General features: G+C 45.3%; 14 protein-coding genes. 6 read left to right on the forward strand and 8 right to left on the reverse strand.

Going from position 1 to position 14,687, the window contains the following annotated elements:
- The first annotated feature begins 52 nt into the window (after positions 1-52).
- Positions 53-1,291: a uracil-xanthine permease family protein gene (locus tag RH85_RS06345; RefSeq protein ID WP_006711383.1), complete on the forward strand. Its 1,239-nt coding sequence runs from the start codon at positions 53-55 to the stop codon at positions 1,289-1,291.
- Between the two features lie 248 nt (positions 1,292-1,539).
- Here the strand turns inward: RH85_RS06345 and ybaK are convergent, their stop codons facing one another.
- The 8 genes from ybaK to hemA form a co-directional block, all read right to left on the reverse strand.
- A complete protein-coding gene (ybaK, locus tag RH85_RS06350) occupies positions 1,540-2,013 on the reverse strand; it encodes a Cys-tRNA(Pro) deacylase (RefSeq protein WP_006711384.1) in 474 nt (157 codons plus the stop codon).
- 231 nt (positions 2,014-2,244) lie between these two features.
- Positions 2,245-3,906: a bifunctional UDP-sugar hydrolase/5'-nucleotidase UshA gene (gene ushA, locus RH85_RS06355; protein WP_006711385.1), complete on the reverse strand. Its 1,662-nt coding sequence runs from the start codon at positions 3,904-3,906 to the stop codon at positions 2,245-2,247.
- A 384-nt stretch (positions 3,907-4,290) separates the two neighbouring features.
- Positions 4,291-5,142 (reverse strand): 3-deoxy-8-phosphooctulonate synthase, encoded by an 852-nt coding sequence (gene kdsA, locus RH85_RS06360; RefSeq protein WP_006711386.1) that lies wholly within the window; start codon positions 5,140-5,142, stop codon positions 4,291-4,293.
- A gap of 47 nt (positions 5,143-5,189) precedes the next feature.
- Positions 5,190-5,999 carry a SirB1 family protein gene (locus RH85_RS06365; protein ID WP_006711387.1) on the reverse strand — a complete coding sequence of 270 codons (810 nt, stop codon included), beginning with the start codon at positions 5,997-5,999 and terminating at the stop codon, positions 5,190-5,192.
- Positions 6,000-6,011: 12 nt separating this feature from the next.
- Positions 6,012-6,383 (reverse strand): SirB2 family protein, encoded by a 372-nt coding sequence (locus tag RH85_RS06370; RefSeq protein WP_006711388.1) that lies wholly within the window; start codon positions 6,381-6,383, stop codon positions 6,012-6,014.
- Positions 6,384-6,400: 17 nt separating this feature from the next.
- Positions 6,401-7,255 (reverse strand): peptide chain release factor N(5)-glutamine methyltransferase, encoded by an 855-nt coding sequence (gene prmC / locus RH85_RS06375; RefSeq protein ID WP_006711389.1) that lies wholly within the window; start codon positions 7,253-7,255, stop codon positions 6,401-6,403.
- A gap of 4 nt (positions 7,256-7,259) precedes the next feature.
- Entirely contained in the window at positions 7,260-8,348 is a 1,089-nt protein-coding gene (gene prfA / locus RH85_RS06380; protein WP_006711390.1) for a peptide chain release factor 1, read from the reverse strand.
- Between the two features lie 22 nt (positions 8,349-8,370).
- Positions 8,371-9,630 carry a glutamyl-tRNA reductase gene (gene hemA, locus RH85_RS06385; protein WP_006711391.1) on the reverse strand — a complete coding sequence of 420 codons (1,260 nt, stop codon included), beginning with the start codon at positions 9,628-9,630 and terminating at the stop codon, positions 8,371-8,373.
- A gap of 288 nt (positions 9,631-9,918) precedes the next feature.
- Between hemA and lolB the strand changes: the two genes are divergently transcribed.
- The 5 genes from lolB (at position 9,919) to ychF (ending at position 14,348) form a co-directional block, all read left to right on the forward strand.
- Positions 9,919-10,536, forward strand: coding sequence for a lipoprotein insertase outer membrane protein LolB (lolB, locus tag RH85_RS06390; RefSeq protein ID WP_006711392.1), 618 nt, complete (start codon positions 9,919-9,921; stop codon positions 10,534-10,536).
- Positions 10,536-11,408: a 4-(cytidine 5'-diphospho)-2-C-methyl-D-erythritol kinase gene (gene ispE / locus RH85_RS06395; RefSeq protein ID WP_006711393.1), complete on the forward strand. Its 873-nt coding sequence runs from the start codon at positions 10,536-10,538 to the stop codon at positions 11,406-11,408. Before lolB ends, ispE begins: the two co-directional genes overlap by 1 nt.
- 29 nt (positions 11,409-11,437) lie before the next feature.
- A complete protein-coding gene (locus tag RH85_RS06400; RefSeq protein ID WP_005595057.1) occupies positions 11,438-12,382 on the forward strand; it encodes a ribose-phosphate pyrophosphokinase in 945 nt (314 codons plus the stop codon).
- A gap of 273 nt (positions 12,383-12,655) precedes the next feature.
- Positions 12,656-13,246 (forward strand): aminoacyl-tRNA hydrolase, encoded by a 591-nt coding sequence (gene pth, locus RH85_RS06405; protein WP_005595060.1) that lies wholly within the window; start codon positions 12,656-12,658, stop codon positions 13,244-13,246.
- Between the two features lie 10 nt (positions 13,247-13,256).
- Positions 13,257-14,348, forward strand: coding sequence for a redox-regulated ATPase YchF (gene ychF / locus RH85_RS06410; protein ID WP_006711394.1), 1,092 nt, complete (start codon positions 13,257-13,259; stop codon positions 14,346-14,348).
- Positions 14,349-14,687 lie beyond the last annotated feature (339 nt).

Below are 14,687 nucleotides of genomic sequence, written 5' to 3' on the forward strand. Positions count from 1 at the left end.
GCTACGTAAATAGGATGAAATTTGGATTCATCGCCACCTAAAGGAATAAAAAATGAAAAATGCCATTCAAGGCGCACAAATGCTGTTCGTTGCATTTGGTGCCCTGGTTCTGGTTCCGTTGCTGACGGGGTTAGATCCTAGTGTTGCTCTCTTCGGTGCTGGTATTGGTACCCTTATTTTCCAAGTTGTTACCCGTCGTTCTGTTCCTATCTTCCTTGCTTCTTCTTTCGCTTTTATCGCTCCAATTTTATACGGTGTTCAAGCTTGGGGTATTCCTGCGACCATGGGTGGCTTAATGGTGGCTGGCCTAGTGTATGTCGCATTGGGCGCTCTAATTAAAGTTCGTGGCGTTGGTATTGTGCACAAATTGCTACCACCGGTTGTGGTTGGCCCTGTCATCATGGTGATTGGTCTTGGCCTAGCGCCAAACGCGGTGAATATGGCTCTTGGTCGCGGTGGTGATGGTACGCAAATCATCGATGCCGATGTCGCATTGATCATTTCAGCCGCTTCTTTGATCACCACTATTGGTATTAGCGTGTTTAGCCGTGGCTTCCTAAAACTGATGCCTATTCTTGGCGGTATCGTTGTAGGTTATGCACTGAGTTTGTTCTACGGTATTGTCGACTTTACACCAGTGCATCAAGCAGCATGGTTTGCACTACCAGCCTTTGTCATGCCAGAGTTCAACATTAATGCGATTCTATTTATGATTCCGGTCGCGATCGCTCCAGCGGTTGAGCACGTTGGCGACATGCTGGCAATCTCAAACGTAACCGGTAAAGATTACCTGAAAAAGCCAGGCCTACACCGCACTATTGCGGGCGACGGCTTAGCAACAATCGCAGCCTCAATGGTTGGCGCGCCACCAAACACTACTTACTCCGAAGTAACCGGTGCGGTGATGCTAACCAAATCATTCAACCCAGTGATCATGACTTGGACTGCTATCACAGCGATTACGTTATCACTGGTCGGTAAGTTGGGTGCGGTTCTACAAACCATCCCAATGCCGGTTATGGGTGGTATCATGATTCTACTGTTCGGTTCAATTGCAACCGTGGGCCTGAATACTCTGATCAAAAATAACGTTGACCTACACAAGTCACGTAACCTTGTGATCGTGGCAATCACACTGGTATTTGGTATCGGTGGCATGGCATTCGGCATTGGCGACTTCAGCCTACAAGGCATCAGCCTATGTGGTATCGTCGCAATCGTACTAAACCTTGTACTGCCTAAAGATCTAGGTGAAAACCACGTCGTGGATAACGCACAGATCGAGAAGTAAGAGCCACTAGAATCGAGAAATCGAAAATATTGAAGCGAGAACGCTTCGCTCGAGACAGCAAAAAGGGGTGACGATAATCGTCACCCCTTTTTATTGCGTAAGAATTTCTTGGTTCTCAAATCTCAGCTCTTAATTCTTGCTTTTGACTTTTTGCTTCTTGCTTTTGACTTTTTGCTTCTCGCTTCTCGATTCTTACTTCTCAATTCTCGTTTCTTATTTCTCGTTTCTTATTTCTCAATTCTCACTGCTCAAAGGCACAACTCGACAAATTCTCCACGAGTTAGCATAGCAAGATCCTTTGGCGCGATTTCGATTTCTAGACCACGGCGACCAGCACTGACAAACATGGTATCAAGATCCAGTGCGCTGTGATGAATGAATGTCGGCAAGGCTTTCTTTTGCCCTAGTGGGCTAATCCCACCAACCACATAACCGGTGGTTTTTTGGGCGATATCGGGGTTGGCCATTTCAGCCTTTTTTCCTTTGACCGCTTTTGCTGCCAATTTCAAATTGAGCTTTTGTTCTACCGGTATCACAGCAACCGCTAAATTTTTTGCTTCACCATTAAGGCAAAACAATAACGTTTTAAACACCTCTTTGGGATCGTTACCCAGCGCTTCTACCGCTTCTAAGCCGAAGCTTTCCGCTCGTGGGTCATGTTCATATTGATGAATGGTGTGTGCGATTTTTTTCTTTTTCGCCGCATTAATTGCAGGTGTCATAGCGATTCCTAACACTGATCAGGATAAACCACTGCTCAACGAATGAAGCACGCGTTGGCAATAACTTATAGTGATAAGTGGCGTTGAGTTGTAAGTTTATCGTTGCCGTTACGCTTTATCGTAACCGTCATTTGTCGCCATAAATTGGCAATAAAAAACGACGCTCAATGAGCGCCGTTTTAGTTAAATCGATCTGCCAAAAACAGTCAATAGGTGTTTGGGACAAACACTCTACTTGTAAACGATCTCGCCTTTAGGCGCGAATTTGTTTACATCAACAGGGCTGTTTGCTTCTAGGAATTCTTTTAGAACTTCAGCATCGACAAAGCCTGTGTTTACGTAACCTGGGTGATCAGACACTTTAGGGTAACCGTCGCCACCAGCTGCGTTGTAGCTTGGCACTGTGAAACGGTATGTTTTTTCCAGATCAACCGCTTTACCGCCCAGTTTCACGTCAGACACTTTGCCGTCAGCAACTGTCATTGACACACCGTAGAACTGTACGTATGCGCCTGAATCCACTGGCTTAGTACCCACTACGTTCAAGTAATCGAGAACTTCTTTACCTGACATATCGATGTAAGTCACGATGTTGCCAAATGGCTGAACCGTTAGCACGTCTTTGTAAGTTACGTTGCCAGCAGCAATAGAATCACGCACACCACCAGAGTTCATTACGGCGAAATCCGCTTTTGCACGTTCCATGTGAGAAGCGGCAATTAGACGACCTAGGTTAGTTTGTTCGAAACGTACCACATTACGGTCACCTTCTAGCTTACCGTTGGTTTCCGCGATCTGAACATTTAGCTTGTCTTGACCTTGCTCTTGGTACGGACGTAGGAACTCTAGTAGCGCTTCATCTTTCGTGATTTCATCTTCGATGAAGACACGCTTGCTCTCACCATCCACCTTGATTTTCTTCTTCAAGTTTACTGGGATCAGATCGTAGCTCATCATGTTCAATTCGCCGTTACGGAATTCGTAATCAGCACGACCTACGTATTTGCCCCACTCGTGTGCTTGAACAACGTAAGTGCCATTTTGTACATCAGGCTTACACTCATCCGACGGTTGGAAGTTTTTCTTCATTACGTTTGGCGCTTCCATACACACTGGCTCTTGTGAGTGACCACCCACGATCATATCTAGTGAGCCTTCATCAAGGTAGCGAGCCAATGCCACGTCACCCGGAGCATTAATGCCACGGTTGCCATCTTCATAGTGACCCATGTGCGTCACAGCAAAAATAAGATCCGGCTTTTCTGTTTGCTCCAGCTCAGCGATCAGTGCTTTTGCTTCTGCTTTAGGATCGCGGAATTCAAGACCACCGATGTATTCTGGGTTACCAATCTTCTGCGTATCTTCAGTGGTTAAACCGATAACCGCAATTTTGATACCTTGCTTGTTGAACATCTGGTAAGCCTGGAACATACGTTCGCCAGTCTTTTTATCGTAGATATTGGCAGAAAGCATTGGGAAATTCGCCCATTCTTCCTGTTTGAAAAGAACCTCTAATGGGTTATCAAACTCGTGGTTACCCAATGCCATTGCATCGTAACCAATTTTGTTCATACCTTTAAAATCAGGTTCTGCATCTTGTAGATCTGACTCTGGAACACCTGTGTTGATGTCGCCACCAGAAAGTAGCAAAACGCTACCGCCATCAGCTTTAACTTCCGCACGTAACTGGTCAATCAACGTTTTACGAGCAGCCATGCCGTACTCGCCATATTTGTTCTCCCAGAAACGACCATGGTTGTCGTTCGTGTGTAGAACTGTCAATTTATACGTTTTGTCCGCTTCCCACTCTTGTTGAGGAGCTGTTGCACAGCCAGCTAGCGTTGCAAGGATCGCTGCACTAAGTGCTGTTTTTACAATCAGGCGTTGCTTCATTGTCATACCTTTGAACTTATTAGAACCCACTGCCAATTTGCTACTTTGAATGTTATGCATGGTGTTTAACACTGCATATTTTAGGATTATCAGTAGCAAAACTTGATGTAGTTTAAATTAACCGTTCCAAGTGAACATACCATTTTCATATTTATGCCATAGCGATCACTAATATTTGATATTAAAAGTGCAACAAGCATAACTGCTTACATCCGATTGAATAAAAGATCACAAGCAAACGATTAACCGATAACCAGCCTAACTTTTTCGAAATATGTGTCTGCTCATCTTTTCGACACGAGGCTCAGCATATCGTATTCAGTTTGCCAAATTAGAGACAAAAAAAAGCTGCACTAGGCAGCTTTTTTACATCAATAATGACGATTACTTGATATCGATATGCGCAAAGCTCTTAATCAAGTCATCCAGATCTTTCATCTGTTTTAGGAACGGTTCAAGCTTATCGAGTGGCAATGCTGAAGGACCATCACAACGAGCTTGATCTGGGTTTGGATGCGCTTCAATAAATAGACCCGCAATACCCGTAGCCAAACCAGCTTTCGCCAGTTCAACGGTTTGCTCACGACGACCACCAGAAGCAGCGCCCGATGGGTCACGCATCTGTAGTGAGTGTGTTACGTCAAAAATAATTGGGCTGCCGTTTGATGCTTTTTTCATTACGCCAAAACCAAGCATATCAACAACGAGGTTGTCGTAGCCCATGCATGAACCGCGTTCACACAAAATAATCTTGTCATTACCACATTCAGCAAACTTATCAACGATGTTACCCACTTGATTTGGGCTCATAAATTGAGGTTTCTTAACGTTGATTACTGCACCCGTTTTTGCCATAGCTTCAACCAGATCAGTTTGACGCGCAAGGAATGCTGGTAGCTGAATAACATCAACAACATCAGCCACAGGCTGTGCTTGTGCTTCAGTATGAACATCAGTGATGATTTTCACGCCAAAAGTATCTTTAAGCTCTTGGAAAATCTTCATACCTTCTTCTAGGCCAGGGCCACGGTATGAATGAACAGAGCTACGGTTTGCTTTATCAAAAGACGCTTTAAATACGTAAGGAATACCTAACTTGTCGGTTACTTTTACGTAATGCTCACAAATCTGCATCGCAAGATCGCGAGATTCTAGAACGTTCATACCAGCAAACAAAGTAAACGGTTTGTCGTTAGCAACAGGAATATCACCAACGCGAACGATTTTCTGTTCCATTTTTTTCTCTCTATTTCAACGTTTTACGCCAGCATTGATTGCTGGACTTAGTGTAAGGTAACTTGAGTTTGACTCATCGCATGCATTTGATTTTTCAACAAATCCGCCGCCGGGTCATCAGGACACTGATCAATAAAGTATTGATAATCCGTCAAGGCCATTTTATGACAGTCTAGCTGCTGATAGATAAAGCCGCGATCGCGAATTTCGTAAGGATCGTCTGGCACAAAGCTCAGCGCCAAGTCAGTACAGTGCAGCGCTAACGAATATTTCTCTTCACGCAGCAATGCACTTTTGATTAGCGCCAGCCAACGGCCAATCACTGTCGGATGGTCAGCAATCTCAAGATGTTTTGATTCTAATTGGGCAAACGGGCCTCGATGGCCAACTAACCATGCACGTAAAGTATGCTCTGAAACGTATTCACCGTTAAATGGATTAACATAAAGCGGTTTTTGTCCCGGCCATTGCAAGGTGAGTAAAAATTGGGTTGGAAAGGTAATACCATTGATAGGAAAGCCGAGCTTTTTACCGATATACAACATCACCGCGCCTAGGCTTACCGGGATGCCTTTACGACGCTCTAGTACTTTATCAACAAACGCGTTGGCCGAATCAAAGTAGGCTTCAACATCACCTTGAAAACCCCAATCGAAGTAAAATAAGCGCAAGAAGGCTTCAAATCGTTGTTGCTCATTGCTTTCATGCACTAAGGCAAGTTCCGCCTCAGCAACTAAACGTTGCAGTTCTACATTAACCCAATCAACTTGCGTGTCTGGATTGATCGCGTGGTTCAGTACTAAAGCACCTTCAATCAGCTCAAGTACATCAAAGTCTTCATCAAACAAAGGTTGCATGTCGGTACTCATTTAGAACAACAATGGAGTTTTGGTGATCGCCACTTTGCCCGCCATCAATAACCAGCCAAGTGCACCAAAGAAAGCGAACACACGTAACCAGTTGTTTTTTGCCAACTTAAGGGCAAAGAAACCCAAAGCAATATAAGCCAAAACGCAGGTCATTTTAGACGGTAACCATGGCGCTGCCGACCAAGGGATAAAACCAATGATAAGCGCGGCACCAGAGATCAGTAGTGCGGTATCGACAATGTGAGGAAATACCTTAAGAAATTTCTTCTCACGCAGGGGGGAGTTTGCCATTAATAATGCAAAGCGTACCGACAACAATGTGGCACTGAGGGCAATAGTTAATAGATGAAAATGCTTCAAACCTTCGTACATGAGATGCTCTCTTATAGTTATTTTACAAAACGACCCAGAGTTACCCTATCGTTGTGACCATAATCTTGATGAGTTTCGACTTGTTGATAGCCATACTCTTCAAAAATTTCTCTTACTGCTTTACCTTGCTCAAATCCATGCTCAAACAACAACCATCCTTGATCACACAAGTAATCGCGTGCGGCGGTGATGATATGGCGTATATCCGCCAAACCGTTATCAGCAGCCACCAGCGCACTAAGCGGTTCAAAACGCACATCGCCTTGAGCTAAATGCGGGTCATTTTCTTCAATATACGGAGGATTAGACACAATTACAGCAAACTGCGTACCAACTTTAAGCGGCTCAAACCAACTTCCCGCCAAAAAGGTCGCGTTAGGAATCGCTAATCGCTTGCCATTATTGGTGGCAAGTTGCTGAGCTTCTGCCATCAAATCGATGCCAACAATGTTACGTTGCGGCAATTCAGACGCCAGCGCCAATGCAATCGCCCCAGTACCGGTGCCCAAATCCAATATATCACCATCGATTTCAAGTGCTTTATCGAGCGCAAGTTCAACCAAACGTTCGGTATCAGGACGAGGGATTAAGGTGGTAGGGGAAACTTGGAGAGGCAAAGACCAAAACTCACGCTCACCAATAATATACGCCACCGGTTCGCCGTTTATGCGGCGAGCAAGCAAGGCTTCAAATGGCGCAAGTTCTTGTTGGTTCAGCTCTTTTTCAGGCCACGTCATTAGAAATGAGCGAGGCTTTTCTAGCGCATGGCAGAGCAATACCGCGGCATCAAGAGACGGCGATTCACTGCCGCTCTCTTGAAGTTGCTGTACGGCGCGCTTTAGTGTGTTTTCAACACTGTTTGGTGCCGTCATCAAATTAGTGGTTCTCTGCTAGAGCCGCAAGCTGATCCGCTTGGTACTCTTGGATCACAGGATCGATCAAGCTTGCTAGATCACCTTCCATTACTTCGTTTAGACGGTAGATGGTTAAGTTAATACGGTGATCAGAAACGCGACCTTGTGGGTAGTTATAAGTACGGATACGGTCACTACGGTCACCTGAACCTAGCAAGTTACGACGGGTATCAGACACTTCTGCCGCACGGCGAGCTTGTTCAGCTTGCACGATACGCGCAGCAAGAACCTGCATCGCTTTCGCTTTGTTCTTATGCTGAGAACGTTCATCCTGACACTCAACCACAGTACCGGTTGGTAAGTGGGTAATACGGATTGCAGAATCCGTGGTGTTGACGTGCTGACCACCCGCGCCTGATGCACGGAAAGTATCAATTTTCAGGTCTGCTGCTTTGATTTCTGGTAAATCCGCTTCTGGAATTTCAGCCATTACTGCAACCGTACACGCCGACGTATGCACACGACCTTGAGATTCAGTTTCAGGTACACGTTGTACACGGTGACCGCCTGACTCAAACTTCAATACACCGTAAGCGCCATCGCCGCTCACTTTAGCGATCATCTCTTTGTAACCGCCCTGCTCTGATTCGTTGCTGCTCATCACTTCAACGCGCCAGCCTTTTTTCTCAGCGAACTTCGAGTACATACGGAAAAGGTTACCAGCAAAGATACCCGCTTCGTCACCACCCGCGCCCGCACGGATTTCTAGGAAACAGTTACGATCGTCGTTTGGATCTTTTGGCAGTAGCAAAATTTGCAGCTCATCGTTCAAACGCTCGATGCTTTCTTTTGCGTCTTTAATTTCTTCCTGAGCCATTTCACGCATTTCTGCGTCATCTTCTTTCGCCATCTCTTCTGCTGCTTCAAGATCTTCTTGAGCTTGCTGATAAGCTTGGAAGCACTTCGTCACTTCTTCAAGTTGCGAATACTCTTTAGACAATGCGCGGAATTTGTTCTGATCACCGATCACACCAGGATCACCTAGCAGGTGTTGTACTTCTTCGTAACGTTCTACTAGCGTTTCTAGCTTAGTCAGAATTGAGGCTTTCATATTTTATTAACTCAGGTTCTAGTTATAGCGGGTCATCAAGACCCAAACTTTGTCTAATAATGGCAAGCCGTGCTGGCTCACCTTGCTCTGCAGCGCTTTGTAGTGCGCGAGTCGGTGTATGAATCAAGCGGTTGGTTAGCTTATTACTAAGCTCAATCAACACACTTTCCGGATCGCCACCCGCCTGCAAAGCATGAATACTACGCGCCAACAATTCTTGACGAATCTCATTGGCACTCGTGCGATAGTCTCGAATACTGTCAACACCTTGCAAAGAACGCAACCAAGACATGAACGCGGCGCTCTCTTCACTGACAATCGCTTCCGCTTGAATGGCTTCAACTTTACGTTGTTCCATGTTGCTGTCTACGATCGACTGCAAGTCATCAACAGTATATAAATAGGCGTCATCGAGTTCGCCCACTTGGGACTCGATATCACGTGGTACCGCTATATCAACAAACAACATCGGTTGATTACGGCGCGCTTTCAGGGCGCTTTCCACCATACCTTTACCAATAATCGGTAATGGGCTTGCGGTTGAACTGATGACAATATCAGCCCGAGCAAGGTGATCGGGAATTTCAGGCAAGCTGATCACTTCCGCACCAAACTCTTCCGCTAACGTCAACGCGCGCTCACGAGTACGGTTGGCGACAATAATTTTAGTACAACCGTTACCGGCTAAGTGCTTGGCCACCAATTCAATTGTTTCGCCAGCGCCAACCAATAAAACCGTCGATTGCTGTAACGACTCAAATATATGCTTGGCTAACGTGCACGCGGCATACGCTACCGAAACGGCATTGCCACCAATGTCGGTTTCAGTCCTAACTCGTTTTGCAACCGAGAAGGTTTTTTGAAACCATTTTTCCATCGCCGCATTAACGGCTTTGTGTTCACGCGAGTCAGAAAATGCTTGTTTAACTTGCCCTAAAATCTGCGGCTCACCTAGTACAAGGGAATCTAATCCGCACGCAACACGCATCAAATGACGAATTGCCGCCTGCTCTTCGTGAATATAGAGGCTGGGTTTTAGCTCTTCTGGGATCACATGGTGGAACTGTGAAAGCCAGTCAATCACCTTGTTCTTAGCCGAAGGTTTAACATCACAATAAACCTCGGTGCGGTTACAAGTTGATACAATAACGCTACCGTTAACAAGCTGATTTTTAGTAAGTTGCTGTAGTGCTCGCGGTAACTTTTCCGGCCCGAAAGCGACTTTTTCGCGCAGTTCTACAGAAGCCGTATTATGATTTATACCGATAGCAAGCAAAGACATGTACTGTGGGTTCTCTGAATCAAGTTATGATCGAACAAGGACGGAATTTTACTTGATGCCCCCCTTGAATAAAAGGGGATCACGAATTTGTTTTTCTAGCTTGCTTAGCAAAAGCTCTCTTTGAGACCGAAAAAACCGAATTACAGCCTGTTTAAAACGGGGGAATTTATTGATCAGTGCTGCATTGTCTTTTTTCTGTTTTAGCCCAAGTAACAACAAGCAAGAGCATGTGCTCTGAACAATGTTATAGTAATCTCTCTATATCGCTCATTTAGGATTAATGTACTGATGTTTCATCGATTATTTTCTCGATCACTGGCTATCGTCACACTGTTGGCGATCCTCGCTGGCTGTAGTTCTGTACAAGATAGCCATACCAGTGTCGAATGGCAGGCTCATCAACAAAGACTTGAACTGGTGAGTGACTATCAAGCGATAGGCAAACTTGGTTACATATCCCCGCAACAAAGAGAGTCGTTAAACTTTCAATGGCAACACAATCCTAAAAGCAATCAATTACGTTTAAGTACCTTCCTAGGTCAAACCGTATTGAATATGCAAAGCAGCCAAGGTAAAGCGACGGTTGAAACCTATGATGATCAATCCTTGACAGATATTAGCGCCGATCGTTTGATCACTCGCCTCACCGGATTGACCATTCCAGTAGAACAACTCAATGATTGGCTATTGGGCAAACCCACCAATGCCAATCATTACACAGTCAATGAAACGCAAACTCTAGCGTCATTAACTAAAACGATCCAAGGGCAAACCTGGCAGCTTGAGTACGTTAGCTATCAAGACGTCTCTTTTTTGGGCTCAACCCTGCCGGTTCCGCATAAACTGAAACTAAAACAAAACGACATCACGATTAATTTAGTGATTGCTAAGTGGACATTGAAGTAATGATTAGTGACACCACACACTGGCCTTCTCCAGCAAAATTAAACCTATTCTTGTACATCACAGGTCGCAGAGCCAATGGCTATCATGAATTGCAAACGCTATTTCAGTTCCTCGATCATAGTGATGAGCTAACGATCACCGCTAACAACACTGGCGAGATCACCCTCACTCCGGCAATTCCAGGCGTTGCACTGCATGACAATTTAATTTGGCGCGCGGCCACTGCCCTACAGCAATTTACCGGTTGCCAATATGGCGCTGACATTCAGTTACAAAAGATTCTGCCGATGGGTGGAGGAATTGGCGGTGGTTCTTCCAATGCGGCCACCGTATTAGTGGCCCTAAACCACCTTTGGCAAACTCAATGCAGCGACGATCAGTTGGCACAAATTGGCTTAAAATTAGGCGCGGACGTTCCTGTTTTTGTCCGTGGTCACGCTGCGTTTGCAGAAGGTGTGGGTGAAGAAATCATTGCCGTTGAGCCGGAAGAAAAATGGTATCTGGTTGTTAGACCAAATGTCGCAATTGCTACTGTGGATATTTTTACCCACCCGGATCTAACGCGAGACACCGAAAAACGGCCATTATCTGAGCTGCTAGAGAACAATTACGAAAACGATTGCGAAAAAATTGTGAGAATGCTGTACCCAGAGGTTGATAAGCAACTTTCATGGCTGCTACAATACGCGCCGTCAAGATTGACCGGTACGGGATCGTGTGTTTTTGCTGAATTTATTCGCGAACACGATGCACAACAGGTACTCGAGCAGCTCCCTGACACTGTCTCGGCCTTTGTAGCGAAAGGGAATAACGTTTCGCCACTTTACCAGACACTGGCTAACTACCGTTTAGCCCACAATCTATTTATTTAAATACTGGACGCAACCCCGAGGTTTCCACCGTGCCTGATATGAAGCTATTTGCTGGTAACGCTACACCTGTACTAGCCCAACGCATTGCTGATCGTCTATACATCTCTCTTGGTGACGCTACTGTTTCTCGTTTTTCTGATGGCGAAGTCGCTGTTCAAATCAACGAAAACGTACGTGGTAGTGATGTATTCATCATTCAATCTACCTGTGCACCAACCAACGACAACTTAATGGAACTTGTCGTTATGATTGATGCGATGCGCCGCGCTTCTGCTGGCCGTATTACAGCAGTTATCCCTTACTTTGGTTACGCTCGCCAAGACCGTCGTGTACGTTCTTCTCGTGTGCCTATCACTGCGAAAGTTGTGGCTGACTTCCTTTCTAACGTTGGTGTTGACCGCGTTCTTACTATCGACCTACACGCAGAGCAAATTCAAGGCTTCTTCGATGTACCTGTAGACAACATCTTCGGTACACCGGTATTGCTTGAAGACATGCAAACTCGTGGTCTAGATAACCCTGTTGTGGTTTCTCCAGACCTAGGTGGCGTAGTACGCGCTCGTGCAACCGCTAAAGCGCTTGGCGATATCGACATCGCTATCGTTGATAAACGTCGTCCACGTGCAAACGTTTCAGAAGTAATGAACCTTATCGGTGACGTTGAAGGTCGCGACTGTGTGATCGTTGATGACATGATCGATACTGGTGGTACGTTATGTAAAGCTGCTGAAGCTTTGAAAGAGCGCGGTGCTAAGCGTGTATTCGCTTACGCAACTCACGCTGTTTTCTCTGGCAACGCGGCAGAAAACATCAAGAACTCGGTTCTAGACCAAGTGATCGTTACTGACTCAATCACTCTGTCTAAAGAGATGGAAGCGACTGGCAAAGTAACCACTCTTAGCCTATCTCGCATGCTTGCTGAAGCGATTCGTCGTATTAGCAACGAAGAGTCAATCTCTGCAATGTTTAACTAATCTATTTAGATTAGAACGAATTTGAAAACACCCCTTTATGGGGTGTTTTTTTATAGCTATACCTTAATAACGTTAAACTATCCTCTAGCCGATTCCATTTGCGCATAGATGGACGCTGTGATGAGGTTTATGAACGCCTATCAACACCAAGGCAACATCACGCAAAATCGTGATAGACGATTGGATTCTATTCCCCAGTATTGACACCTCGCCCCAGTTGGGATTTGTGTGCTATCATACTGCGCTTTTTGATATTCCAGAGAGATCCCAACCTTGACTCAACAGATCAAACTTCTTGTCGGACTGGCTAACCCTGGCCCTGAATACGCTAAGACTCGCCATAATGCGGGCGCTTGGGTAGTGGAAGAGTTAGCTCGCGTTCATAACGTCACGCTAAAGAATGAGCCAAAGTTCTTTGGTCTAACTGGACGCATCATGGTAAATGGTGAAGATCTTCGTCTTTTGATCCCCACCACTTTTATGAACTTATCTGGCAAAGCGATAGCGCCGCTGGCTAAATTCTACCAAATTAAACCAGAAGAGATCATGGTCGCTCACGACGAGCTAGACTTACCTCCTGGCGTGGCTAAATTTAAAAAAGGCGGTGGTCACGGTGGTCATAATGGCCTGCGTGATACCATCAGCAAATTAGCCAACAATAAAGATTTTTATCGTCTACGGATCGGCATTGGCCATCCTGGACACAAAGATAAAGTGGCAGGTTATGTGTTAGGTAAAGCTCCCGCTAAAGAGCAAGAGCTCCTTGATGCAGCAGCAGACGAGTCTGTTCGTTGCCTCGACATCTTATTAAAAGATGGCCTAAGCAAAGCACAAAATCGCTTACACACGTTCAAAGCTGAATAAGGTTACAATCATGGGTTTTAAATGCGGCATCGTTGGTCTACCAAACGTTGGTAAATCAACTCTGTTCAATGCACTAACGAAAGCGGGTATCGAAGCAGCAAACTTCCCGTTCTGTACAATCGAGCCAAACACAGGTGTGGTACCAGTACCAGATCTACGTCTTGATGCGTTATCTAAAATTGTGAACCCACAGCGCGTACTGCCGACGACAATGGAATTCGTAGACATCGCAGGCCTAGTTGCGGGTGCATCAAAAGGTGAAGGCCTAGGAAACAAATTCCTAGCAAACATCCGTGAAACAGATGCGATCGGTCACGTTGTTCGTTGTTTTGAAAACGAGAACATTATCCACGTAGCGGGTAAAGTATCTCCTATCGAAGATATCGAAGTGATCAACCTTGAGTTGGCACTGGCTGACCTAGATTCTTGTGAACGCGCGATTCAGCGTAACGCGAAGAAAGCAAAAGGCGGCGACAAAGACGCTAAGTTTGAAATCACTGTACTAGAAAAATTACTACCAGTATTAACTGAAGGTGGTATGGCACGTACTGTTGAGCTTGCTAAAGAAGAGTTGTTGGCGGTTGATTACCTTAACTTCCTAACTCTAAAGCCAACCATGTACATTGCTAACGTGAATGAAGATGGTTTCGAAAACAACCCTTACCTAGACGCTGTATGCGAATACGCAGCTAAAGAGAACAACGTTGTTGTTGCTGTTTGTGCGGCGATTGAGTCAGAAATGGCTGAACTAGAAGATGAAGAACGTGAAGAGTTCCTTGCTGATATGGGCATTGAAGAGCCAGGTCTAAACCGCGTGATCCGCGCAGGTTACGAACTGCTTGAACTGCACACTTACTTCACAGCTGGCGTAAAAGAAGTTCGTGCATGGACTATCCCTGTTGGCGCAACAGCACCAAAAGCAGCGGGCAAGATCCACACTGACTTCGAAAAAGGCTTTATCCGTGCTGAAGTAGTTGGTTACGACGACTTTATCCAATTCAACGGTGAAAGCGGCGCGAAAGACGCAGGTAAATGGCGTCTTGAAGGTAAAGAATACATCGTTAAAGATGGCGATGTAGTTCACTTCCGTTTTAACGTTTAATCATTTGCGCGTTTTTTGCCCAAGTTATTGACTTTAAAAGCCAGCACGATTGCTGGCTTTTTTTATATCCCGATCAAAGCCGCCTTTTAATTTCAATAGCTGCCGTCAATTTTTTACCAGTTTTAGATCATTAACGCGCCTCTTTGTTTAAAAAGGAACCGAACGATTCATTTATCCAAATTTCTTCGAAAAAACTGTTGACGGTTCTCGCTCAGATACGCATAATGCGCCCCGTTCCCAACGAGACAGCAACAAATCGAAAGGAGCGGAAAACATGGTAATGGCTACTTAGCTCAGCTGGTTAGAGCACATCACTCATAATGATGGGGTCACAGGTTC

The organism is Vibrio ichthyoenteri ATCC 700023 (genome assembly GCF_000222605.1).
Taxonomy (GTDB): domain Bacteria; phylum Pseudomonadota; class Gammaproteobacteria; order Enterobacterales; family Vibrionaceae; genus Vibrio; species Vibrio ichthyoenteri.